Annotated in this window: 21 protein-coding genes; 5 read left to right on the top strand and 16 right to left on the bottom strand. The window is 63.7% G+C overall.

Translation table 11 applies throughout. The features are described from left to right. Nucleotides 1-51 precede the first annotated feature (51 nt). The 4 genes from CO656_RS30180 to CO656_RS07685 all read left to right on the top strand — a co-directional run bounded on the left by CO656_RS30180 (nt 52) and on the right by CO656_RS07685 (nt 4305). Nucleotides 52-210, top strand: a complete 159-nt coding sequence (locus tag CO656_RS30180; RefSeq protein ID WP_097525342.1) for a hypothetical protein — start codon at nt 52-54, stop codon at nt 208-210. 147 nt (nt 211-357) lie between these two features. After that, nucleotides 358-957, top strand: a complete 600-nt coding sequence (locus CO656_RS07695) for an SCO family protein (RefSeq protein WP_097525407.1) — start codon at nt 358-360, stop codon at nt 955-957. Nucleotides 958-1086: 129 nt separating this feature from the next. Continuing rightward, nucleotides 1087-1962: a 50S ribosomal protein L11 methyltransferase gene (locus tag CO656_RS07690; RefSeq protein WP_037415522.1), complete on the top strand. Its 876-nt coding sequence runs from the start codon at nt 1087-1089 to the stop codon at nt 1960-1962. Nucleotides 1963-2469: 507 nt separating this feature from the next. Further along, entirely contained in the window at nt 2470-4305 is a 1836-nt protein-coding gene (locus CO656_RS07685) for an aminopeptidase P family protein (protein ID WP_097525341.1), read from the top strand. Between the two features lie 236 nt (nt 4306-4541). Here CO656_RS07685 and CO656_RS07680 read toward each other — a convergent pair whose 3' ends face one another. The 5 genes from CO656_RS07680 to panC all read right to left on the bottom strand — a co-directional run bounded on the left by CO656_RS07680 (nt 4542) and on the right by panC (nt 7956). Then, on the bottom strand, nt 4542-4781 hold the full coding sequence (locus tag CO656_RS07680; protein ID WP_037415517.1) for a hypothetical protein: 240 nt from the start codon (nt 4779-4781) through the stop codon (nt 4542-4544). 118 nt (nt 4782-4899) lie between these two features. Beyond that, a complete protein-coding gene (locus CO656_RS07675) occupies nt 4900-5208 on the bottom strand; it encodes an AzlD family protein (RefSeq protein ID WP_037415515.1) in 309 nt (102 codons plus the stop codon). Between the two features lie 3 nt (nt 5209-5211). Next, nucleotides 5212-5928 carry an AzlC family ABC transporter permease gene (locus tag CO656_RS07670; RefSeq protein ID WP_097525340.1) on the bottom strand — a complete coding sequence of 239 codons (717 nt, stop codon included), beginning with the start codon at nt 5926-5928 and terminating at the stop codon, nt 5212-5214. Nucleotides 5929-6257: 329 nt separating this feature from the next. Beyond that, nucleotides 6258-7079 (bottom strand): 3-methyl-2-oxobutanoate hydroxymethyltransferase, encoded by an 822-nt coding sequence (panB, locus tag CO656_RS07665; RefSeq protein WP_037415510.1) that lies wholly within the window; start codon nt 7077-7079, stop codon nt 6258-6260. A 1-nt stretch (nt 7080) separates the two neighbouring features. After that, complete coding sequence (gene panC, locus CO656_RS07660) at nt 7081-7956, bottom strand: pantoate--beta-alanine ligase (protein WP_037415506.1); 876 nt, start codon at nt 7954-7956, stop codon at nt 7081-7083. A 286-nt stretch (nt 7957-8242) separates the two neighbouring features. On the opposite strand from panC, the gene CO656_RS07655 reads away from it, so the two are divergent. Further along, complete coding sequence (locus CO656_RS07655; protein ID WP_037386935.1) at nt 8243-8647, top strand: VOC family protein; 405 nt, start codon at nt 8243-8245, stop codon at nt 8645-8647. A 102-nt stretch (nt 8648-8749) separates the two neighbouring features. Here the strand turns inward: CO656_RS07655 and ligA are convergent, their stop codons facing one another. From ligA to murG, 11 genes are all read right to left on the bottom strand, one after another. After that, the gene (gene ligA / locus CO656_RS07650; protein WP_097525339.1) at nt 8750-10903 is read right to left on the bottom strand and encodes an NAD-dependent DNA ligase LigA; all 2154 of its coding nucleotides are present in this window, start codon (nt 10901-10903) and stop codon (nt 8750-8752) included. Between the two features lie 235 nt (nt 10904-11138). Then, nucleotides 11139-12812 carry a DNA repair protein RecN gene (gene recN / locus CO656_RS07645; protein WP_097525338.1) on the bottom strand — a complete coding sequence of 558 codons (1674 nt, stop codon included), beginning with the start codon at nt 12810-12812 and terminating at the stop codon, nt 11139-11141. A gap of 34 nt (nt 12813-12846) precedes the next feature. Further along, the gene (locus tag CO656_RS07640) at nt 12847-13713 is read right to left on the bottom strand and encodes an outer membrane protein assembly factor BamD (protein ID WP_037415497.1); all 867 of its coding nucleotides are present in this window, start codon (nt 13711-13713) and stop codon (nt 12847-12849) included. 337 nt (nt 13714-14050) lie between these two features. After that, nucleotides 14051-15004: a UDP-3-O-acyl-N-acetylglucosamine deacetylase gene (gene lpxC, locus CO656_RS07635; protein WP_097525337.1), complete on the bottom strand. Its 954-nt coding sequence runs from the start codon at nt 15002-15004 to the stop codon at nt 14051-14053. Between the two features lie 336 nt (nt 15005-15340). Beyond that, a complete protein-coding gene (gene ftsZ, locus CO656_RS07630; protein WP_097525336.1) occupies nt 15341-17119 on the bottom strand; it encodes a cell division protein FtsZ in 1779 nt (592 codons plus the stop codon). Nucleotides 17120-17219: 100 nt separating this feature from the next. Further along, nucleotides 17220-18548 (bottom strand): cell division protein FtsA, encoded by a 1329-nt coding sequence (ftsA, locus tag CO656_RS07625; protein WP_097525335.1) that lies wholly within the window; start codon nt 18546-18548, stop codon nt 17220-17222. Next, nucleotides 18545-19474 carry a cell division protein FtsQ gene (gene ftsQ, locus CO656_RS07620; protein WP_037415489.1) on the bottom strand — a complete coding sequence of 310 codons (930 nt, stop codon included), beginning with the start codon at nt 19472-19474 and terminating at the stop codon, nt 18545-18547. The genes ftsA and ftsQ overlap by 4 nt, the downstream gene beginning before the upstream one ends. Continuing rightward, complete coding sequence (locus tag CO656_RS07615) at nt 19462-20388, bottom strand: D-alanine--D-alanine ligase (RefSeq protein WP_097525334.1); 927 nt, start codon at nt 20386-20388, stop codon at nt 19462-19464. Before CO656_RS07615 ends, ftsQ begins: the two co-directional genes overlap by 13 nt. 332 nt (nt 20389-20720) lie before the next feature. Beyond that, nucleotides 20721-21695 (bottom strand): UDP-N-acetylmuramate dehydrogenase, encoded by a 975-nt coding sequence (gene murB / locus CO656_RS07605; protein ID WP_097525333.1) that lies wholly within the window; start codon nt 21693-21695, stop codon nt 20721-20723. A 3-nt stretch (nt 21696-21698) separates the two neighbouring features. Further along, the gene (gene murC, locus CO656_RS07600; RefSeq protein WP_097525332.1) at nt 21699-23108 is read right to left on the bottom strand and encodes a UDP-N-acetylmuramate--L-alanine ligase; all 1410 of its coding nucleotides are present in this window, start codon (nt 23106-23108) and stop codon (nt 21699-21701) included. Next, entirely contained in the window at nt 23105-24226 is a 1122-nt protein-coding gene (murG, locus tag CO656_RS07595) for an undecaprenyldiphospho-muramoylpentapeptide beta-N-acetylglucosaminyltransferase (protein WP_097525331.1), read from the bottom strand. The genes murC and murG overlap by 4 nt, the downstream gene beginning before the upstream one ends. Nucleotides 24227-24228 lie beyond the last annotated feature (2 nt).

Here is a 24228-nt window from a genome sequence, read left to right as displayed (position 1 = left end):
CCGGATGGGACGGCCTCTTTTCTTGCCGTTTTGTGATGCTATGATCGTCTCATGCGCACGGATACGAACAGATCCCTTTCTCCCCTCGTGCTGACCCTTCTCACCGGGGGGTTCGCGCTAGTCTGCCTCTTCGCATTCCAGGGCTGGCTCGCCCATGGCGCGGATATTTTCCTCGCGCTCGCCGAAACGGGCGTTTCCTGGTGCTTCTAGGAAAGCGCAAGCGGAGCAAGTAAGCCCTCAAAACGGGAGCGAAACGCCTGCGGCAATTGGGCCTTTGCGCCGGTTGCGACGAAGCGCTATCAAAGCCTCCATGTTCATCGACGGCCGGCAATCGGCCGCAACAGGCCGGTGGCAATGATGAAGTCAATCCGCATCGCCCTTTGGGCAGCCATCCTCGTCATGGTGGCCCTCCTGGGCTGGCTCACTTACGACATGACCCAGCCGAAACAACAGGCGTCGGCCGGCCCCTTCGGCGTGCCCTTCACGCTGGTGGCCCAGAACGGCCAGCCGATCACCGAGAAGGCGTTCGCCGGCAAGCCGACCGCCCTCTTCTTCGGCTTCACGCATTGCCCGGAAGTCTGCCCGACCACACTGTTCGAATTGAATGGCTGGCTTGAAAAGGTCGATCCGGAAGGCAAGAGGCTGCAGGCCTATTTCATCACGGTCGATCCGGAACGCGATACGCCGGAGATCCTCGGCCAGTACGTCTCCAACGTGTCGAAGCGCATCACCGGCATCTCCGGCCCGCCGGACAAGGTGCTCGAAATGGCCAAAGGCTATCGGGTCTACTTCAAGAAGGTGCCGGTTGACGAAGCGAAGCCTGATGGCGACTACACCATGGACCACACCGCTTCGGTCTTCCTGATCGATGCCGACGGAAAGTTCAGCGGCACGATCTCCTATGGCGAAAACCCCGAAACCGCGGTCAAGAAGCTCGAAAACCTCGTAAGGGGTTGAGGGCAGTTGCATAGCCTCGAAAGCGCCGGTCATCCGGCGCTTTGCGTTTATGCGCCAATCATGTTAGCGGCGGCCCGCGCGCCCGATCGAAGCGCGCAAAGGCCGTTGGGGCAGCCGAAGGGAAAAACCTTGAGCGAGATACGTCTTTTCGTCACCACCACCGAGAAGCAGGCGGCAGCCGTTCTCGACGTCATCAGCATGATCTTCGAAGACGAGGGTTACGCCGTTGCGACGATGGAAATCGACGAGAAGCGCGACGTCTGGGAAGCCTCCGTCTACATGATGGCGCACGAAGAGGAGAGCGTCGGATCGCGCCTTGCCGATGCGCTCGCCGCCGAATTCTCTCATCTTCCGATCGAGCGCGAGGTGCTGCCGGAGATCGACTGGATCGCCAAGTCGCTGGAAGGCCTCGCACCGGTGCGCGCCGGCCGTTTCGTCGTCCACGGCTCGCATGATCGCGACAAGGTGAAGACCGGCGAGATCGCCATCGAGATCGATGCCGGGCAGGCCTTCGGTACGGGCCATCACGGGACGACCGCTGGCTGCCTGGAAATGCTCGCCTCCGTGGCCCACTCACGTTGCATTCGCAACGTCCTCGACCTCGGCACCGGAAGCGGCGTGCTGGCGATTGCCGCCTGGAAGCTCCTGCATGTACCGGGGCTCGCAACCGATATCGATCCGATTGCTACCCGCGTCGCAACCGAGAATGCCCGCCGCAACGGCGTCGTCGCCGGCCTGACCTTCGCGACCGCGCCCGGATTTCATTCGACCGCCTTCGGCGCCCATGCCCCCTTCGATCTCATCATTGCCAATATCCTGGCGCGGCCGCTGATGAAGATGGCACCCGAGCTCGTCGCGAATCTTGCCCCCGGCGGCTCGGTCATCCTTTCCGGCATTCTTGCCGAACAGCGCTGGAAGGTGCTCGCCGCCTATAATGGCCAGCGGCTCAGGCATGTTCGGACGATCTGGAGAAACGGCTGGGTGACGATCCACCTGACGAAATAGGTTTGGCCGTGCAAAGCGCCGCTCCGGGCGGCGCCTCATCTTTCCTGCCGCTCGGCAGCCCAAAATGAAAAGGCCGCCCAATCCTTCATGGAGGGCGGCCTTTTCGAAACAAAGGCGATGCCGGAGCATCGCCCGCTGGCCGGCTTTTGACCGACCATGCCCGCGAGCTTGAGGAGGAGGAGCGCTCAAGCGGGCTCTACCGTTCCGAAATTGGCCACCTTGAGGGAGGAGGAGAACAGATGACCAATTATCTCGGAACTGCAGTCTTTTGAACTGCCGGACCTTCGTCCGTGTTCGTTGGCGCCCTTATACCCCATTATTTCAATAGAGAAAGATACACTGGCGCATGGGAGCCATGCGGGCAGCGCATATGTATGACAAATGGAGTGAGGCGGTGCGCGGTCGTCGCGCATGGCAGAATGTCGCCTCTTTCCCCCGAAGCGCCCTTTCCGCTAACATGGCACCACCTTCCCTGCGGCTCTCCGCCAAACCCAATTGGAAATTGTCATGTTTCAGTCCTTCGACGTCACCTCCACGCCCCAGTTCGGCAAGGAGCGGGCCACCGCGCTGCGTGCCGCTTTCGCGCCGCTCGGCATTGACGGCTTCCTTGTGCCGCGTGCCGACGAATTTCAGGGCGAATATGTGCCGGTCTCATCCGAGCGGCTGTCCTGGCTGACCGGCTTTACCGGATCGGCAGGCGTCGCCCTTGTCACGCAGCGTGAGGCAGTCGTTTTCGTCGACGGACGTTACGTGACCCAACTAAAGGAGCAGGTCGACGGCAGCGTCTTTACCGGCGGCGACCTCGTTGGAGAGCCGCCGCATGTCTGGCTGGAGGCGCATGCGCCGAAGGGGTTCCGTCTCGGCATCGATCCCTGGCTGCATACCGCGGCGGAGGTCCGCCGGCTCGAAAAGGCGCTTGCGGCAATCGGCGGCGCGCTCGTCTTCCTCGACCACAATCCGCTCGACCGGCTCTGGACCGACAGGCCCGCGGCTCCCCTCGGCGGCGTGACGATCCAGCCGATCGAGCATGCGGGCCAATTGGCCAAGGACAAGATCGCCGCGATCGCCGCGACGGTGGAAAAAGCCGAGGCAGCCGCGGTGATATTGACCGACCCCTCCTCCGTCGCCTGGACGTTCAACATCCGCGGCAGCGACGTTCCGCACACGCCGCATCCGCTGGCCCGCGCCGTCATTCATGCGAACGGTCGCGCCGAGGTCTTTCTCGACAAGCGCAAGACGGGGATCGAACAGGAAGCCTATCTGACCCAGCTTGCGGATATGCTGCCGCCCGGCGATTTTGGCGATCGGCTTGCATCGCTCGCCGCGAGCGGCGCCGCGATCATGATCGATCCGGATCTCGCTCCCTTCGCCATTGGCGAACTGATCCGTTCGAGGGGCGGTGTCATCATCGAGGCCATCGATCCCGCCCGCCTGCCCCGCGCCCGCAAGAACGCTGCAGAGATCGCCGGATCGCTGCGCGCGCACCTGCAGGACGGAGCGGCGATGGTCGAATTCCTCGCCTGGCTCGCCGGAACGGAGCCCGGCAGCCTTACGGAAATCGGCGCGACCAAGAAATTGGAGGCGGTTCGGGCCGCTGTCGGCGAGCGCATGCAGAACCCGCTAAAGGACATTTCCTTCGATACGATTGCCGGCGCCGGCTCGCACGCCGCGATCATGCACTACCGCGTCACCACCGACACCGACCGGCCGATCGAGGCAGGAACCATGTTCCTGATCGACTCGGGTGCGCAATATATAAACGGCACGACCGACATCACGCGCACCGTCGCGATCGGCAGCGTGCCGGAGGAGCAGAAGCGTTTCTTCACCCTGGTGCTGAAAGGCATGATCGCAATCAGCACGGCGCGGTTTCCCAAGGGGTCCCGCGGTGTCGATCTCGACCCCCTCGCCCGCATCGCGCTCTGGAAGGCGGGTGCCGACTATGCGCACGGCACCGGCCATGGAGTCGGCTCCTACCTCTCGGTTCACGAGGGCCCGCAGCGGATCGCCCGGCTTGCCACCCAGGAACTCCTGCCCGGCATGATCCTTTCCAACGAGCCCGGCTACTACCGCCCCGGCGCCTTTGGCATTCGCATCGAAAATCTTGTCGTCGTGCGTGAAGCCGCGCAGATCGCCGGCGGCGATCTGCCGATGCTCGGCTTCGACACGCTGACCTATTGCCCGATCGATCGGCGGCTCGTGCTGCCGGCCCTCTTGAGCGACGAGGAACTTGCCTGGCTGAACGATTATCATGCGGAGACGCGGGAGAAGCTGATGCCGCTCATTGCCGGCGAGGAAACGCGCCAGTGGCTGAAGGCCGCAACGGAAGCCGTTTCACGTTGAGTCAGCTGTGTAGGTGAGAGGTCGGTAGGGAGGCCCGGCGGCGTGGGCTGGGGCTACAGGGGGCAGCCGGGCCTCCGTTGGGAGGTTTGATGTCTCAACCAACAACGCCGTTATATGCACCCCGGCGCTCGCGTGTAACCCGAGAATTTTACTGGATTGCCGGCAAATCTCCGAATTTTCCGCCTCGGCAAGCCTGGGGCGGAAGCTGAAAAGCCGGAACGAGACCGGCTTCTCCCTCAGATCCCGAGCATTTTCTTTGCTTCGCCGAGGGCTGCTTCCGAACCGGCATGATCGCCGGACTGGTGCAATTGCTCGCCCTGCGCGCGCAGCTCCTTGACCTTGGCCATGTCAGCCTCGGAAAGCGAGGCGTTCGGAATGGCGGCGTCGATTGCGGCCATCATTGAAGGGCACTGGTTGGCGAAGGCGGCCATAGGCGCGAGGGCCAGCATAAGGGCAAACGTGATCCTGGTAATCATTGTCGCTCCTCCACGGCCGGAGGGCTCATGCCTCTCCGGCATTGGATGAATGATAATCCATGACGGTGCCGGCGCCAATGCACCGTCGCGCAACCAAAAGGATGCTGCGAGCCCACGACTACAGGATCACGTGGCGGATCGCCATCACCACGACCCAGCCGACGAGCAGCATCCGCAGCGTCGAGAAGCGGAGCCCCGCGGCGAAGGCGACGAACATCGAAGCGGCCACGTCGAAGCCGCCATAGACGAAAGCGGGTGCCACGAGCGTCGTCAGCACGGCCGCCGGAACAGCGTTCAGCGCCGCCTCGAGGCGTGGGGGGATGTGCTTCAACTGCGTGATCAACACATAGCCGCCGACCCGCGTGGCAAACGTGGCGACCGCCGCGGCGATGATCAGGTAGAGCAGGTTGAGGTGCTGGGCATCCACGGCTCAGGCCTCCCTTTCGATTGCAGCCATTTCCCTTGGCTGCCGATCCTGCGGCAAGCACGCGGCAAGCACTACGCCGGCAAGCGCGCCGATGCTCACATGCCAGGGCGAACCGACGAAGTGCATGGCCGCAACCGAGGCGACCGCGCTCGCCGCGACAACGGGCAGGAAGCGGTCGCGCTTGCGGAAACCGAGAACCAGCCCCAGGAAATAGATCGGCAAGAGCACGTCGATGCCGATGACCCTGGGATCGCCGATCAACTGTCCGAAAACAGCGCCCATTGCCGTGGTGATGAGCCAGGGGAAATAGATGATCAGGCCGAAGCCGAGATACCAGGAAAAGCTGACCGGAAGCCCGCACTCGGCCCGCCTCTCGCTTTCCGCATATTGGGGATCGATCAGCAGGAAGAAGGCGAAGAACTTCTGAACCAGCGTGAAGTGGCGGATGTGCCTGGCGATCGAGGCCGAATAGAGCACGTGCCGGAAGTTGACGGCGAAGACCGACAGCACCACCAGCCAAGGCTGGACATTGTTGCCGAACAGCTCGATGCCGACCATCTGGCTGGCACCGGCATAGACCATGGCGCTCATGAACACCGCATCGGCGATCGTAAAGCCGTTGTCGACGGCGAGCGCCCCGAACAAGGCGCCGAAAGGCGATGCCGCCATCATGATCGGGAAGCCGCCGCGCAGCCCCTCGCGGAACTCGTCTCTGTCCATGGATTTCCTCCGGTCGGAGCCCGGCGCGAGCGGCACTCGCAAGCTCTTCGTGCGGGACAGATAGGCCCTCGGGGAAGCCGCTACAATTCAATTACACTGATGCACAGATTGAATTTTATGATGATTGGTCAGGAGGCCCCTGCTGGTTTCCGGCAGTGAAGGGCGCCCGCCCTTAGGGACGGATCGTCCTGTCACGCGATTCTGCCCCCTCATCCCGCTGCCGCGACCTTCTCCCGGTTTCTGGCGGGGAGAAGGCTAAAGCCGTGCTCTCTTAAGTCCCCTTTCCCCGTTTGCGGGCCGAGGGGCAGAGATTGCGATTGCCGTGGCGCTTAACGCTTCGCCTGGAACGTATGCTCGATCCCCGGGAAGGAGCGCGCCTTCACCTCATTGGCATAGTCTTCCGCTGCCTTGGAGATCGCCGGGGCGAGCTCGGCGAAATGCTTGACGAAGCGCGGCTTGAAATCGTTGAAGATGCCGAGCATGTCGTCCGAGACGAGGATCTGGCCGTCGCAAGCCGGGGACGCGCCAATGCCGATGGTCGGCGAGCGCAATGTCGCGGTAATCTCGCGCGCGACCGGCTCGACCGTGCCTTCGACGACGATGGCAAAGGCGCCGGCGTCGTCGATCGCCTTGGCGTCGCGGCGGATCTTCGCCACTTCCTTCTCGTTCCGCCCCACCGAGCGGTAGCCGCCGGTGGTGTTAACCAGCTGAGGCATCAGTCCCACATGGCCGAGCACCGGAATGCCGCGGCTGACGAGGAAATCGACCGTCTCGGCCATTTCCGCGCCGCCCTCGAGCTTCACGGCGCTGCAGCCCGTTTCCTTGAGCACCCGCGCGGCGCTGCGGAAGGCCTGCTCCTTCGATTCCTGATAGGAGCCGAAGGGCAGGTCGACGACGATGCAGGCCCGCTCCGAGCCGCGCATCACCGCCTGGCCATGAGCAATCATCATGTCGAGGGTTACGCCGACGGTCGTGTCGAGGCCGTAGAGCACCATGCCGAGCGAATCGCCGACGAGCAGGAAATCGACATGCGGGTCGAGAAGCCGCGCGATCGGCGTCGTATAGGCTGTGAGGCTGACGATCGGACGTTCGCCCTTCAAGGCTTCGATACTGGCGGGGCTGAGCCGCCGTTTCGTGGTCTGGACGCTCATGTCAGGCAACCTTTGCAAAACGGGCGGATTTCGGAGCGATGACGCGATTGTCGAGCAGCTTGGTCGCGCCGAAGCGGACGAAAAGCAGGAGCAGCACCGGCTTGTCGCCGATCTCGCCGACCGGCTCGAGCGTCTCGGGATCGCGTAGCGCCACCACCTCGGGGCATGCCAACGGCTCGCTCGACAGGAAATCGGTGACGCCCTTCTCGACAACGGCCGGATCGGTGACGCCGCTCGCGATCAGCTGCTCGGCCTCGTCGAGCGCTTTCGGCACGACCGCCGCCGCCCGGCGTTCATCGGCAGTCAGGTAGACATTGCGGGACGAACAGGCGAGCCCATCGGCTTCCCGGACTGTCGGCACGCCGACAACGGTGACGGGCTGAGCGAGATCCGCGACCATGCGACGGATAATCTGCAACTGCTGAAAATCCTTCTCGCCGAAATAGGCGCGATCCGGCTGGACGATATTGAAGAGCTTGGTGACCACCGTCGCGACGCCGGCGAAGTGCCCGGGCCGCACCGAGCCTTCGAGCTCGGAGCCGAGCTTCGGCAGGTCGACGATCGTCTCCATCGGCTGCGGATACATGTCGGCAACACCCGGCGCGAAGAGGAAATCGACGCCGCCTTCCTCGAGCATCTCCTGATCGCGAGCGAGATCGCGCGGATATTTCGCGAGATCTTCGTGCGGACCGAACTGCAGCGGGTTGACGAAGATGCTGGCGACGACCACGTCGTTCTCGCTGCGGGCGCGGCGCACGAGCTCCATATGGCCGACATGAAGATAGCCCATGGTGGGCACCAGCCCGATCGTCTTGCCGCCGCGCCGGTGCTCGGCAAGGGCTGCGCGCAGCTCGGCGATAGTCGCTATCGTCTTCATCTCCGGACCCTCCAATCCGCCGGGGCGGGAAAGACGCGCCCCGCTTCGCTGATATGGCGAGAAGCCAGCCCCGCGAAAAGGCAATTGCACAAATTTTGGCTGCAAGGTCTATCTTGTGCAGCGCAAAAATACAAATGGAATTGGTGTGCGCCCGTTACCGCGGACGGAGGTAAGCCAGCCCTTGAAAGCCGTTTTCCCGGCGCCAGATAAATCTCTTTCCTACCTGTCGGCAGAAGACGTCCGCCTTCGTCCTTGGCCCGTCAACATCATCACGAGGAACGCTTCCATGCGCATGATTTTCGTTAACCTCCCCGTCAAGGACCTGAAAGCCTCGCGGTCCTTCTTCTCCTCCCTCGGCTTCACATTCAACGAGCAATTCTCCGATGATACGGCCGCCTGCATGGTCATCGACGACAATATCTTCGCCATGCTTCTGACCGAGCCGAAATTCCGTAGCTTTATTGTCGGCGAGATCAGCGACACCGCGCGCGCCACGGAGGTCATCACCGCGCTTTCCGCCGGCAGCCGGGCCGAATGCGACGAGATGTTCGACAAGGCGATCGCCGCCGGCGGCAAGCCCTGGAAGCCGGCGATCGACTACGGCTCGATGTATGGCGTGAGCTTCCAGGACCTCGACGGCCATGTCTGGGAATTCATGTGGATGGATATGTCGGCCGAGCAGCCCGCCTGATCGACAGGGTGCAAGAGACCCTCTCCGCACCGCCGACGCGGTGCGGCTGGATTCCTGTGACAAGCACAGGAATGAGGAGTGAGAGGCGGCGCCCGCTCCGCATTACCCGCCGATCAATGCCAGCCACTCGTCCTCGTCCATCGTCTGGACGCCGAGCTCGTGGGCCTTATCGAGCTTCGAGCCGGCGCCGGGACCGGCCACCACGATGTCGGTCTTCTTCGAGACGGAACCCGCCACCTTAGCGCCAAGGCTTTCGGCCTTCGCCTTCGCCTCGTCGCGGGTCATCTTTTCGAGCGAACCGGTGAAGACCACGGTCTTGCCGGCGACCGGGCTGTCCGTCGCCACCCGTGTTTCCGCGCTCTCCGGCGTCACCTCTTCGAGAAGATCGGCAACGACTTTCAGGTTGCGCGGCTCCTTGTAGAACTCGACGATGGCACGCGCGACGACTTCGCCAATGCCCTCAATGCTGTTGAGCTCATTCCAGGCATCCCCGGCGAGGCTGCCCGCCTCCACCATTGCGGCGCCGAAGTGCTCGTAAGTTCCGTAAGAGCGCGCGAGCAGCTTGGCGGTCGTCTCGCCGACATGGCGGATGCCGAGCGAGTAGATGAAGCGATGCAGGGCGATCGAACAACGGGCGTTGATCGCCTCATAGAGCTTGCGAACGCTGACCTTGCCGAAACCTTCTATGTTTTCGAGCTTAGTGAGCGACGCCGCCTGACGGCGCTCCAGCGTGAAGATGTCGGGCGCGGTCCGGATCGACAGCGTCGGATCCTCGCTTTCGAAGAAGAATTCGATCTGTTTCGATCCCAGCCCCTCGATATCGAAAGCGTGGCGCGAGACGAAGTGCTTCAGGTGCTCGACCGCCTGCGCCCGGCAGACGAAGCCGCCGGTGCAGCGGCGCACGGCGTCCACCTTGCCGGTCTTCTCGTTGATATCGCGCACGGCATGGCTGCCGCAGACCGGGCATGTGGTCGGAAACCTGTAGGGCTCCGCCCCCTCTGCCCGCTCATCCATCACCACGTCGACGATCTGCGGGATGACGTCGCCTGCCCGCTGGACGATCACCATGTCGCCGATGCGGATGTCGCGCCCCTCGCGGATCGGCTCACCGCTGTTGCCGAGGCCGCGGATATAGTCCTCGTTGTGGAGCGTCGCATTGGTGACGACGACGCCTCCGACGGTGACCGGCTCCAGCCGCGCGACCGGGGTCAATGCGCCGGTCCGGCCGACCTGGATGTCGATCCCCTTGAGCCGCGTGAAGGCCTGTTCGGCCGGGAACTTGTGCGCCGTCGCCCAGCGCGGGCTCCGTGAGCGGAAGCCGAGCCGTGCCTGCAGGTCGAGACGATCGACCTTGTAGACAACGCCGTCGATATCATAATCGAGATCCGGCCGCTCGCGCTCGATATAGTGATAGTGCTCCAGCAATTCGTCGGCGGAGGAGAACCGCTGCATCAGCGGATTGACCGGGAAGCCCCAGGCCTTGAAGGTCTCGACCATGCCGAACTGCGTATCCGCGGGCATTGCCGACATCTCGCCCCAGGCATAGGCGAAGAAGCGCAGCTTGCGGCTCGCCGTCACCTTCGCGTCGAGCTGGCGCAGCGATCCGGACGCCGTGTTGCGTGGATTGACGTAGAGCGGCCTGCCCTGGGCCGCCATTTCGGCATTGAGAGCGGCAAAATCGGATTTCGCCATATAGATCTCGCCGCGGACCTCGACGACGTCCGGCGCATCGGCCGGCAAGGCCTGGGGGATCATGCGGATCGTGCGGATATTGGCGGTGACGTTCTCTCCCGTCGTGCCGTCGCCGCGCGTCGCTGCCGTGACCAGCCGGCGGTTCTCGTAGCGCAGCGACATGGAGAGCCCGTCGATCTTCGGCTCGGCGGTGAAGGCGATGGAATGGTCGGGGAGCTTGCCCAGGAAGCGGTAGATGCCGGCTACGAAATCGCGCGCATCCTCGTCGGAAAAGGTGTTGTCGAGCGAGAGCATCGGCCGGGCATGGACGACCGCCTGGAAGGTCAGCGAAGGCGCCGCGCCGACCTTCTTCGAGGGACTATCCTCGCGGACCAGCGCCGGAAAGCGCTGCTCGATCAGATCATTTCGACGCTTCAGCGCGTCGTAATCCGCGTCCGAGATCTCCGGCGCATCCTGCCCGTGATAGAGCGCATCGTGGCGGGCGAGTTCAGCCGCGAGGAAGGCAAGTTCCTCCGCCGCTTCGCTTTCGGTCAGTTGCTCGACGGGCTTGTTCTCGTTCAGCATGGATGGCGACTCCGGATTGGGAGTCGTTTTTACTGCATGATTCTTTAAATCGGAATCGATTTGAGGACAGAATAATTCAGCGTTTCAAAGTGCTTCAGAGGCTTGGCGGATGCTTTTCCGCCCGAGGAGGGGCCCTGCCGTACAGCAACCGACCAAGCCCCAATAGACTGCTGTCGTGTAGTGTGTGATTGCACGCGGTGCTGTTGAGCAACCTACAGCAAAGAACGTGGCGCGTTCAGCCGCCGCCCGCCAGCAACCGCGCCGCCGCCGCCCTCGCCTCCTCGGTGATCGAGGCGCCGGCGAGCATGCGGGCGATTTCTTCGGTGCGGGCTTCGTCGTCCATGCGCGCGACGCGGGTGGCGATCATTTCGGCCTTCTGCGCCGATGGACCTTTGGAGATCAGCAGATGCGTTGCGGCGCGCGCCGCAACCTGCGGCGCATGGGTGACGGAAAGCACCTGGACGGTTTTCGAAAGCCGCTTCAGCCGCTGGCCGATGGCATCCGCCACTGCACCTCCGACGCCGGTGTCGATTTCGTCGAAGACGAGCGTCGGCGCCGAGCCGCGATCGGCAAGCGCCACCTTCAGCGCCAGGAGGAAGCGAGAAAGCTCGCCGCCCGAGGCGACCTTCATGATCGGTCCCGGCCGCGTGCCGGGGTTCGTCTGCACATGGAACTCGATGATGTCGATGCCCTCGGCCGAGGGTGAATTGGGGTCCGTGGCGACCTCGACCATGAAGCGGGCGCGCTCGAGCTTCAGCGCCGGCAGTTCTGCCATCACCGCTGCCGAGAGCGCGCTGGCCGTATTGTGACGCTTTTCCGATAGCGACCGGGCCGCGGCATCGAAGGCCGCCCTCGCCTCGGCCAACTGCTTTTCGAGCTGCTTCAGCTTCTCCTCGCCGGCGTCGAGATCGGCGAGATCGGCGATCATCCGGACGGCAAGCGCCGGCAGTTCGGTGACCGGAACCGAATATTTGCGGCTGGCGGCACGCAGGGCGAAGAGCCGCTCCTCGACGCGCTCCAATTCCTTCGGATCGAACTCAGTGTTGCGCAGCGCCCGCTCGACCGCCATCTGCGCGTCGGAAAGCTGGTTCAGCGCCCCGTCCAGAAGCTCGACCGTCTCTTCCAGCAGGCCCGGCGCCTCGTGGCTCTTGCGCTCGAGCCGTCGCACCAGCGAGGCGATTAGCGGCACCGGCGACGCATTGCCGTTCAGGAATTCGGACGCTTCGCTGATGTCGCCGGCGATCCGCTCGACCTTCATCATGCGCGCCCGGCTTTCGGCGAGTTCCTCTTCCTGGCCGTCCCGGGGCGCCAGTGCCTCGAGTTCCTCGACGGAGGAGCGCAGATAATCCGCCTCGCGCGCTGCCGCTTCGACGCGCTCGCGGTGCTTCTTCAGCCCCCGCTCGGCGTCCCGCCAGCCGCGATAGAGCGCGCCCACCTCTTCCGCCGCCTCGGTGGTGCCGCCGAAGGCGTCGAGCAGCGCGCGGTGCGCGTCGATGTCGACAAGCGCCCGATCATCGTGCTGGCCGTGTATTTCGACGAGCACCTGGCCGGCCTGGCGCATCAGCTGCACGCTTACCGGCTGGTCGTTGATATAGGCCTTGGTACGGCCGTCCGCCGACTGCACCCGGCGGAAGATCAGGTCGCCGTCGTCGTCGATGCCGTTTTCGTGCAGCAGAAGCCGCGCCGCATGGCCGGGCGGCACGTCGAAGACGGCAGTCACCTGCCCCTTGTCCTCGCCGTGGCGCACCAGCGAACCATCGCCGCGGCCGCCGAGCGCCAGCGACAGGCTGTCGAGAAGGATGGATTTGCCCGCGCCGGTTTCGCCGGTCAGCACCGAGAGCCCCGCGTCGAAGCTGAGGTCAAGCCGTTCGATCAGGACGATATCGCGGATCGAGAGCTGGGCGAGCATCCGGTGTCATATCTTCGTTGGAGCGCCGAGGTTATCAGGCGCCGATGAGTTTCTTGCCCGCGCGCGCGATCCAGGACGTGCCGCTTTCGCGCGGTTCGAGACCGCCCGACTGCAGCAGCTTGTAGGAATCGGCGTACCACTGGCTGTCCGGGTAGTTATGCCCGAGAACCGCCGCCGCCGTCTGTGCCTCCGCGGTCACGCCCATGGAGAAATAGGCCTCGACGAGACGCGCCAGCGCTTCCTCGACCTGGTTTGTGTTCGGATATTGCTCGACGACGACGCGGAAACGGGAAATCGCGGCAAGATATTCCTTACGCTCGAGGTAATAGCGCCCGACCTGCATCTCCTTGCCGGCGAGCTGGTCGCGGGCAAAGCGGATTTTTGCCTGCGCGTCATCGACGTATTCCGAATCGGGATATTTGTCGACGACCACCTGCATCGCATCGATCGCCTTCTGGGCAGGCTTCTGGTCCTGCGTCACCGAGGGGATCTGCTTCGTATAGGCGAGGCCCTGGATATATTGCGCATAGGCCGCGTCTTCGGACTGCGGATAGAGATTGAGGTACCGGCTCGTGGAGTTGATCGCGTCCTGGTACTGGCCGTTGCGGTAGGCGACGAAGGCATTCATCACCAGTGCCTTGCGGGCATATTCGGAGAACGGATGCTGCCGGTCGATCGCCTCGAACTTGCGTCCCGCTTCCGTCGTCTTGCCGGCATTCAAATTGGCGAGGCCCTGATTGTAGAGCACTTCCGGCGGATCAGTCTCCGCGGTCAGCTTGGTGATGTCGATATCCGGATCGTTCTGGCAGGCGGTGATCAGGCTCGAGCCGGCGACTGCCGCAAGGACGACGGCGACGACGCGCGCTGATTTTCTCATGTCAACAGAAACTGCAAGGACCATCGGATATTCCCGTTTCACTTACACCGCCGCGCGTCTTATCACACGCGCAAAGGTCGCTGTAGCACTCTAGATTGCTGCATGTCTTTGCTCCTTAGCTCGAGCTCGATTTAAGGAGACATGCAGTAGCGGTTGGCATCCGCCAGACTTGCGCGTTTTAGAGCAAGTTGCCTCAAGACCGCAACGTCATGAGCGGCGATTCATGCAAATTTGTGACATTCGTCGGATATCCGCGCGATGTTCTTCATTTTTCCACCGCATTTCGCCGCGCTTTACTCTAGCCACCATGAAAAACGCCGGCCTTTCGGCCGGCGACTGGAGAAAAATGAACTGTGTTTCTTTATGCCGACCAGGGCGCAAAACCCGGAGCGGCAACCGCGACCAATTCGCGGGAGCGCGTGCGCTGGCGCTGGGATGCGGTTTCCACGACCTCATAGGCGGTCGGGTCGCTCAGGAGGGCTTTCAGCGCATTGGCGTTCATCTTGTGGCCGCCGCGATAGGAACGATAGCAGCCGAGGAACGGTGCGCCGGCGAGCGAAAGGTCGCCCACCGCGTCGAGCGCCTTGTGGCGGACGAACTCGTCCGCGTAACGAAGGCCCTCGACATTGACGATCGTGTCGTCGTCCGAAATCACCACCGAGTTTTCGAGCGACGAGCCCAGCGCAAAGCCGGCAGCCCACAGCCGCTCGACGTCGCGCATGAAGCCGAAGGTCCGCGCCCGCGACAGTTCCCGCTTGAAGACGGCCGGCGTCATGTCGCCCTTCCAGGACTGACGGCCGATCAGCGGGCAATCGAAATCGATCTCGACTTCGAAGCGCATGCCGTCATAGGGAGTGAACTCCGACCAGGAAGCGCCCGATTCGATGCGAACCGGCTTGAGAATACGGATATAGCGGCGCTTCACCGCAAGCGCGCGGATCCCCGTCTGCTCGATGGCGTCGATGAAAGGCTCCGAACTGCCGTCCATGATCGGCATTTCCGCGCCATTGACTTCGATCAGCAGGTTGTCGAGGCCAAGCGCATAGATCGCCGCCATGACATGCTCGATGGTGGCGATCGATGTTGCTGGCGAAAGTCCGAGCACGGTGCAAAGATCGGTATTGCCGACCTGCGACGAAACGGCTCTGAACTCGCTCACCCGTCCGCCGGCGAGAACCCGCTGGAAGACGATGCCGGCATCCGCCTCAGCCGGATGGAAGGTGATTTCCACCTCGGCGCCGGAGTGAACGCCAATTCCCTTGAGGGTTATCGGGCTTGCGATCGTCGTCTGAAACCCGAGCAGTTCGATTCCCATTCTCTCGTCACTTTCAATCAATTAGGCCGGACAATTGGCCGGAGCCAAACTCTTGCGGCACGCGGGCGACTTTCAGCACAGACCTACCAGTCGTGACCCGACGGCTGTCAGCCGAAGCCACGTTTGAACTGACAGCGTTCGATCGAATCGCGTGCGTCCCTATCCGATGCTGAAAATAAGAGTTCTGAGGCACCATTCCAAATCACTGTTCGTTTCGCTTTGTTACGCAATTCATATGCGTGCAATCGAACGAACAACCCATTGAAAATGCCTGACAAAGTGAAAATGCCCGGGCTTTCGCCCGGGCACCGGCAAGGTGAAGGAACGCGTTGGAAATCAGTTAGATTGACGGCGCAGGAACGCCGGAATCTCGAGTTGATCGTCCTCGTGCGAGCGCATCTGCGGCGTGGCGCGGCCCTGATCGTCGAGCTGGCCGCGACGCGGAGCATAAAGGCTCGCCTCCGGCGACAGCGGGCGGCGCTGCTGGGAAGCGGCGCTCGGCGCTGCCGAGGTCATATCGGACGAGACATTCTGGCTCTCGCGCTCGCGCAGTCCGAGCGAGCTGGTGATCCGGTTGAGGAGGCCCATCGGACCACGCTCTTCCTGAAGCGCCGCAGTGGGTTGTGCGCGATGGTCGATCTCGGCCTTCACGACGGGCGGAAAGTCCTCGACCTTCGGCATACGCACCGGCTCGGCATGCTGGCGGACGACCGGCGCCGGCTCCTGGCGGACCGGCTGCGGTTGCACCTGCGGCTGAACCTGAGCCTGGATCGGCGCTTCGACGGGCCGCGGCATCGGCTGCGGCGCGCGGGCTACGGGAGCGGCTTCCACCGGAGCGGCGCCGGCAAAGAGCTTGCTCTGCGGGCGAAAGGCCTCTTCCTGGACCTGCGAAGCCGGTGCAGCGACCTGTGCCCGGGTTGCAATGTCGAGTTCACGCTCCATTTCGGCCTCGCGGATCGCAAGTGCGATCTGATCGACCTGCTGAACCGGCTGTTGGACCGGCTGCGGCGCGATCTGCTGGACCGGCTGTTGCTGAACCGGCTGCTGCAGGACGGGCTGCTGCGGGGCGGGAACGGCGGTCGACGGGCGGACGATCGGCTTCGGCGCTACCGGACGAAAGTCGGCGGAGCGGCCGGGCACCTCTGCGGCTCCACGGTCGATACCGGTTGCGACCACCGAAACCCGGATCAGGCCTTCGAGGTCTTCGTCGAAGGTGGCGCCGAGAATGATGTTGGCGTCCGGATCCACTTCCTCGCGGATGCGCGTTGCCGCCTCGTCCACCTCGAAGAGGGTGAGGTCGCGGCCGCCGGTGATCGAGATCAGCAGACCTTGCGCGCCCTTCATCGAAGTTTCGTCGAGCAGCGGGTTGGCGATCGCCGCTTCCGCAGCGGCCATGGCGCGGCCTTCGCCGGATGCCTCGCCGGTTCCCATCATGGCGCGGCCCATTTCGCGCATCACCGAGCGGACGTCGGCGAAGTCGAGGTTGATGAGGCCTTCCTTGACCATGAGGTCGGTGATGCAGGCAACGCCCGAATAGAGAACCTGGTCGGCCATGGCGAAGGCGTCCGCGAAGGTCGTCTTGTCGTTGGCGATCCGGAAGAGATTCTGGTTCGGGATGACGATCAGCGTGTCGACCGACTTCTGCAGATCGGCAATGCCCTGATCGGCGATGCGCATGCGGCGCCCGCCTTCGAAGTGGAAGGGCTTGGTTACGACGCCGACGGTCAGGATGCCCTTGTTGCGAGCGGCCTGGGCCACGATCGGGGCAGCGCCCGTGCCGGTGCCGCCGCCCATGCCGGCGGTCACGAAGCACATATGCGTGCCCTGCAGGTGATCGATGATTTCATCGATGCACTCTTCCGCAGCGGCGCGGCCGACTTCCGGCTGCGAGCCGGCGCCGAGACCCTCGGTGACGGCGACACCCATCTGGATGATCCGTTCGGCCTTGGTCATGGTGAGCGCCTGCGCGTCCGTGTTGGCGACGACAAAATCGACGCCCTGCAGGCCCGCGGTGATCATGTTGTTGACGGCGTTGCCGCCGCCGCCGCCGACGCCGAAGACCGTGATGCGGGGCTTCAGCTCGGTAATGTCCGGCTTTTGCAAGTTGATGGCCATAGTACCGTTCCTTCTCTTTTTCTGGCCGCCTTGCCGAGCCGGCCAAATCCTTAAAACTCAAAACCCGTCTTGCCCGGCGCCAGACCCGCGCCGGTGAAACTCAGAAACTCTCTTTCAACCACTGGCCCATGCGGGCGATCCGGCTGTTGCCGCCGCCGAAGGAGAACATGCCGCCCTGGCTGGCATGCGTCTCGAGATCGGCGACCTGCGGATAGATCATCAGCCCGACGGCCGTGGAGAATGCGGGGCCCTTGGCGGCCGCCGGCAGGCCGGAGACGCCGAGCGGCCGGCCGATGCGGACGTTGCGCGCCAGGATCCGCCGCGCTGCTTCCGGCAGGCCGGTCAACTGGCTGGCGCCGCCGGTCAGCACGATCCGCTTGCCGACGATCGGGCTGAAGCCGGAGCGCTGGATGCGATCACGGATGAGTTCAAGCGTTTCCTCGATGCGGGCCCGGACTATGCGCGAGACAAGCGCGCGCGGCACATGGGTCGGCTGGTCACGGTCGTCCTCGCCGATCGGCGGAACCGAGACGATGTCGCGCTCGTCGGCGCTGTTCGGAAGCGCCGAACCGTGCACGACTTTCAGACGCTCCGCATCCTCGATTCGCGTCGAAAGCCCGCGCGCCAGATCGGTCGTCACATGATGGCCGCCGAGGCTGACGGCATCCGAATGCACCAGCTTGCCTTCGGCGAAGACGGAGATCGTCGTCGTGCCGCCACCCATATCGATCGCCGCACAGCCGAGCTCGACCTCGTCGTCGACGAGCGCGGCGAGACCGCTGGCATAGGGCGTAGCGACGATGCCTTCGACCGACAAATGGGCGCGATTGACGCAAAGCTCGAGATTCTTCAGCGCCGCCCGTTCGACGGTCAGCACATGCATGTCGACGCCGAGGACGTCGCCGAACATCGCCAACGGGTCGCGGATGCCGCGCTCTCCATCGAGCGAGAAGCCGGTCGGCAGCGAATGCAGGATGGCCCGGTCGCTCCTGAGCGACTGCTGGCCGGCAGCGGCAAGCACCTTCTTGAGGTCGTTCGCGTCGACTTCCTGGCCGCCGAGATCGATTGTCGCCGTATAGACGTCGCTCTGCAGCCGGCCGGCCGACACGTTGACGATCAGGCTGTCGATCGTCAGCCCGGCCATCCGCTCGGCGGCGTCGACGGCGAGCCGCACGACGCTTTCCGCCGCGTCCAGGTCGGCGATCACCCCATTCTTGACGCCGCGCGACTTCTGGTGGCCGATACCGATGATCTCGATATTGTGGGTGCGGCCCGGCAGGATCTGGCTCTCGGCGCGCGGCGTCAGCCGGCCGATCATGCAGACGACCTTGGTCGAACCGACATCGAGCACCGAAACGACATGCGACCGCTTCGAGGAAAGCGGCTTCAGGCGCGGCAGGCCGAAACTGGCGGAACCGAATAGACTCATATCCGCTTCTCCTGGGCCTTCAGCATCTTCTCCCTCGCCTTCAGCGCCACTTCGCGGCGCGCAACCGCTTCCGGTGTGAGTTGTACGGTCGTGCGGTCCTCAAGCCTCAGATCGACGGCAGCGATATCGCGCTCCAGAAGCTGATGACCTTCTTCCATCTCGGCCAGAACCCGCATCGCCCGGGCGACATCCTTCTCTGGAAGCTTGACGACGATGCCGTTGTCGAGGCGCAAGTCCCAGCGCCGTCCGGCGACCCGCACGAAAGCCTTGACGCGCGAGCGGAACTCCGGCCAGCGGGAAAACTCGTCGTAGAAGGCAGCGGCCGCCGTCTCGGCATCGCGCCCGACGAAGAGCGGCAGCTCGGCAAACTTGTTGTCGCGCAAAGGCGCGATCACGCTGCCGCTGCGCTCGATGAGCGACAGATCCGAACCGTGCTGCCAAATGCCGAAGGCCTGGCGCTCCTTCAGGTTCACCTCGATGGTTGCCGGATAGATCTTGCGCACGGTCACGCTCTCCACCCAGGGCAACTCGCCGATCAGGCGGCGTGCCTCGCCGATATCGAGCGCGACCAAAGACGTGGTCCCGTCGAGACCGAGCTGCTGGAGAATGTCGATCTCGGAGGTCTGCTCGTTGCCGGAGACCCGGACGTCTTCGATGGCAAAGCCGGCAGCCGTCGTCGAGGCCTGTGCGAAGTTCTGCGTGTGGCCGCCGAGGGACATGCCGTAGAGGCCGGTCGCCAGAAGGAAAGCGGCGGCGGAGATGGTGCCGGTATGGGCGGGAAAGCGGACGCGGCCTGCGCCGAGGCTGACCAGGAAGCGGACGCCCTTGCGCAGCGGCCGCGGCAATACGAAAGCATCATCACCCTCGGCGGCGACGCCGAGCGGGTGACGAACCCTTCTGCCCCTTTTGCCCCTCAACGCAAGCACGATGCGTCCTCCACCATCCACTTTAGAAACTCACCAAACTGAAGGCCCGCATGCTGCGCCATTTCGGGAACCAGGGAGGTCGGGGTCATGCCGGGCTGCGTGTTGATCTCCAGCCAGATCAACTCGCCCTCGCCATCTCCACGATCATCGAAACGGAAGTCGGATCGGCTGACGCCGCGGCAACCGATCGCCTGATGCGCCTTCACCGCCAAGGATTGTATTTTTTGGTAAATATTTGGTGAAATCTGCGCCGGAATAACGTGCCTCGAACCACCTTTTACGTATTTCGAATCATAGTCGTAGAAGGCATGCCCCTGCGGGATGATCTCGGTAACGCCGAGCGCCACGTCGCCCATAACGCCGCAGGTGAGTTCGCGTCCGGCAATATAGCGCTCAACCATCACGCGGTCGCCGTAGCGCCATTCGCTGGAGGTAATGACCTGCGGCGGATGCGACTGGTCTTCCTTGACGATGACCACGCCGAAGCTCGACCCTTCCCGGACCGGCTTCACCACATAGGGCGGCTTCGTCGGATGGACGCTGCCGAAGTCGCGCCGGTCCATGATCAGGGCGTCGGCAACCGGAATTCCGGCGGCCTTAGCGACGTGCTTCGCCTGCGCCTTGTCCATGGCGAGCGCCGAGGCAAGCACGCCCGAATGGGTATAGGGAATCTCGAGATATTCCAGAATGCCCTGGATGGTCCCGTCTTCGCCGAAGGGTCCATGCAAGGCGTTGAAGACGACGTCGGGACGCAAATCGGCGAGCACGGCGGCGACCTCACGCCCGACATCGACGCGGGTGACGCAGTAACCCTCGGCCTCCAAGGCATCCGCGCAAGCCGCCCCGGAAGACAGGCTCACCGGCCTCTCCGAGGAAAATCCGCCCATCAGGACAGCAACATGCCTGCCGCTCATTCAGACCCCCAAACAGTACGCCACTATCGCAAAGCTTGCTTGCGTCTGGCTGTTTCCATCAGCCCCGAGTCGCGAGATCTCCGCGTCGGGCCACTACAACGACATTATGGTTAATGAATCGTTTACTTTGGTTAACTCTTCTTGCAGCGACCGCAGACGCCGCGGGCCAGAATCGACCATACACAGGGCTTCCACGCTGAATCGGCGCTTTGTAAGGCGGGCACGAGAAATGGTCCGCAAGTCCGGCGAGCCTTGTGTCGAAGGTTCGAGAAACAAGAAAAAAGCCGCGGCGGTTTCCCGTCGCGGCTCGTGTTCATTCCGTTCTTCTCGTCTCAGGCCGTGGCGCGGCCGAGGAATTCCTTGATCTCGTAGCCCGGCATGAAATTGCCGATCCGCTTGATCTCCCATTCGAGCTTGATACCGGAATTCTCCATCACTTGCGCCCTCACGGTCTCGCCGAGATATTCGAGCTCGTAGCCGCTCGCCTGACCCGTATTGATCATGAAGTTGCAGTGGAGCGGCGACATCTGGGCGCCGCCGATCATCATGCCGCGGCCACCGGCCTCGTCGATCAGCTTCCAGGCCGAATGGCCTTCCGGGTTCTTGAAGGTGGAGCCGCCGGTCTTCTCGCGAATCGGCTGCACCGTCTCGCGATGCTGGCGGACCGCATCCATGTCGTGGCGGATCTTCGCCTTGTCCTCCGGAAAGCCTTCGAAGATCGCATGCGTGAAGATCAGATCCTTGGCGGCGGCAGCATACCGATAGGCATAGCCCATGTCAGCATTGCTCAAGACGTGCCTGTCGCCCTTGCGGTCGACCGCGTGGACCTCGACGACGCGCTCCCGCGTTTCGCCGCCATTGGCGCCGGCATTCATCCTCAGCGCCCCGCCGATCGAGCCCGGAATGCCGTAGTAGAAGTAGAAGCCGCCGATGCCGTGGTCGAGCGCCATAGCCGCGATGTTCTTGTCCGGGCAGATCGCCCCCGCCTTGATGCGGTTCTCGCCGACGATCTCCAGATCGCCGAAGCCCTTGGCGGAGAGGCGAATGACCACGCCCGGGATGCCTCCGTCGCGCACCAGCAGGTTCGAGCCGACGCCGATCACCATCACCGGCACTTCCTGTGGCACGAGCTTCAGGAAGGCGACGAGATCGTCGGTGTCGTGCGGCTGGAACATGAGCTCGGCAAGCCCGCCGGCGCGAAACCAGGTCACCCGGTCCATCGGGGCATCGGGCGTGAGGCGGCCGCGGATTGCACTGACGCCGCTTCCGAGCGCGTCCAGGAGTTTCTGACCGTTAACCTGCTTCATGCTTCAACTTCCTGAAATTTCCGCGAGTTCCTTGGGAAGCGCCGCGGCCCAATAGGTGATGCTGCCAGCCCCCAAGAGAACCACAAAGTCGCCCGGCTGCGCAATCTTCGAGACGACCGGGGCGAGCGCTTCCGGGCCGGCGAGGTAGCGGGCATCGCGATGGCCGGCGGCCTTGATGCTGTTGACGAGCGCTTCGGAATTCACGCCGTCGATCGCGTCCTCGCCTGCCGCATAGACCGGCGCGATCAGGATAGTATCCGCATCGTTGAAGCAGGCGGAGAAATCCTCGAACAGGCTCGACAGGCGCGAATAGCGGTGCGGCTGGTGAACGGCGACGATCCGCCCCTGGCAGGCCTCGCGCGCCGCTCTCAGGACAGCCTTGATCTCGACCGGATGGTGGCCGTAGTCGTCGAAAATGTGCGCGCCGTTCCATTCGCCGGTGAGCGTGAAGCGGCGCTTCACGCCGCCGAAGGAGGCGAGTCCCTTGGCGATCGCCTCCGGCGCAATGCCGAGACGCTGCGCGACGGCGACTGCGGCCGTGGCGTTCGAAACGTTGTGCCGGCCGGGCATCGGCAGGCGCAGGTCGTTGAGCTTTATCACCTGGCCGGTGCGGCGCCGGCGAATCTCGACATCAAAGACAGAGGTCGCGCCGTCCATGCGGATATTGTGGTAGCGCACGTCGGCCTGCGGATTCTCGCCATAGGTCACGACCTTGCGGTCCTCGATCTTGCCGACCATGGACTGGACTTCCGGATGATCGAGGCAGAGAACGCCGAACCCATAGAAGGGCACGTTTTCGACGAACTGGCGGAAGGCCGCGCGCACGGCGTCGAAATTGCCGTAATGATCGAGGTGCTCCGGGTCTATGTTGGTGACGATGGCTATATCGGCCGGGAGCTTGAGGAAGGTGCCGTCGGATTCGTCCGCCTCGACGACCATCCACTCGCCGGCGCCCATGCGGGCATTGGTGCCATAGGCATTGATGATGCCGCCATTGATGACCGTCGGATCGAGGCCGCCGGCGTCGAGCAGCGCCGCCACCATCGACGTCGTCGTCGTCTTGCCGTGCGTGCCGCCGATGGCGATCGCATTGCGGAAGCGCATCAGTTCGGCCAGCATCTCGGCGCGGCGTACCACCGGAAGGAATTTTTCGCGCGCTGCAATCAGTTCGGGATTGTCCTTCTTGATCGCCGTCGAGACGACCACCACCTCGGCGTCGCCGAGATTTTCGGCCTTGTGGCCGACCGAGATCTTGATGCCCTTTTCGCGCAGGCGCTGCACATTGGCGCTGTCCGACTGGTCGGAGCCCTGGACCCGGTGACCGAGATTGTGCAGCACCTCGGCGATGCCGCTCATGCCGATGCCGCCGATCCCAATGAAATGTACGAGGCCGATCGTCTTCGGCATTTTCATGAGCGTGCTTCCTTGAACTTGGCGACTGTCGAGCCGCTGGCAATAGCCTCTACCAGGGATGCAAGCAAGCGCGCGGCATCCGGTTTGCCGGTTTCGCGAGCGTTCGCCGCCATCTGCGCCAGCGCTTCGGGGGTGTTCATGGCGTCGGCAAGAATGCCGGCGAGCCGTTCGGCGCTGAGCTCCGCCTGGGCGATGACACGGGCCCCGCCCTTGTCGGCAAGTGCTGCGGCATTCGCCGCCTGGTCGTGATCGAGCGCGTAAGGATAGGGAACGAGGATGGCCGGGCGGCCGATCACAGAGACCTCGGATACCGTCGAGGCCCCGGAGCGGCAGATAACCAGATGCGCCGAAGCGATGCGGGCGGCCATGTCGTTGAAGAAGGGCGAGACCTCGGCCGGTATCCCAAGCTTGTCGTAAGCGGCAATGACGCCTTCCCTATCTTCCGGCCGCGCCTGCTGCGTCACCTTGAGCCGCTGGCGCTGAGCGTCGTCGAGACGGCAAACGGCCTGCGGCACTGCCTTCGAGAAGAATTGTGCGCCCTGGCTGCCGCCGAAGACGACGAGATGGAACGGGCCACCGTCCGGCGCCCGATAGGGTACGCCGGCCGCCTCCAATACGGCAGGGCGGACCGGATTTCCGGTCGCCACGGTCTTTGCCGCGAAGCTTCCGGCGCTCTCGGGAAGAAAGCCGCCGGCAATTGCTTGCACCCGCGAAGCCAGCATCCTGTTGACCCGCCCCATCACTGCATTCTGCTCGTGAATGAGCGACGGAACCCCCATGCCGGTGGCAGCGAGGAGCGGCGGCACCGTGGGGTAGCCGCCAAAGCCGATCACCGCCGTGGGCCTGTAACGGGCAATCAGGCGACGCGCGGCGCGCAGGCCGGTCCAAAGTTTCCAGACCGATTGCGCCAGCTTGATCGGGTTCTTCGACCCGATCGTGGCGGAGGGCACGACATGCACCTCGTCGGCCGGGAACTTTCCGGCATAGCGCTCGGCACGGCTATCGGTTACGAGATGCACCGCATAGCCGGACGCCTTCAGTTCGTGCGCAAGCGCCTCGGCGGGAAAGAGGTGTCCGCCGGTCCCTCCGGCGGCAAGAAAAATGATGCCCTTGTCCATGT

Origin of the sequence: Sinorhizobium sp. FG01, from assembly GCF_002531875.1 — a bacterium.
GTDB classification, from domain to species: Bacteria; Pseudomonadota; Alphaproteobacteria; order Rhizobiales; family Rhizobiaceae; genus Sinorhizobium; species Sinorhizobium fredii_C.
Note: the sequence above shows the minus strand (reverse complement) of the source record. Positions and strands in the feature narration are given on the sequence as shown.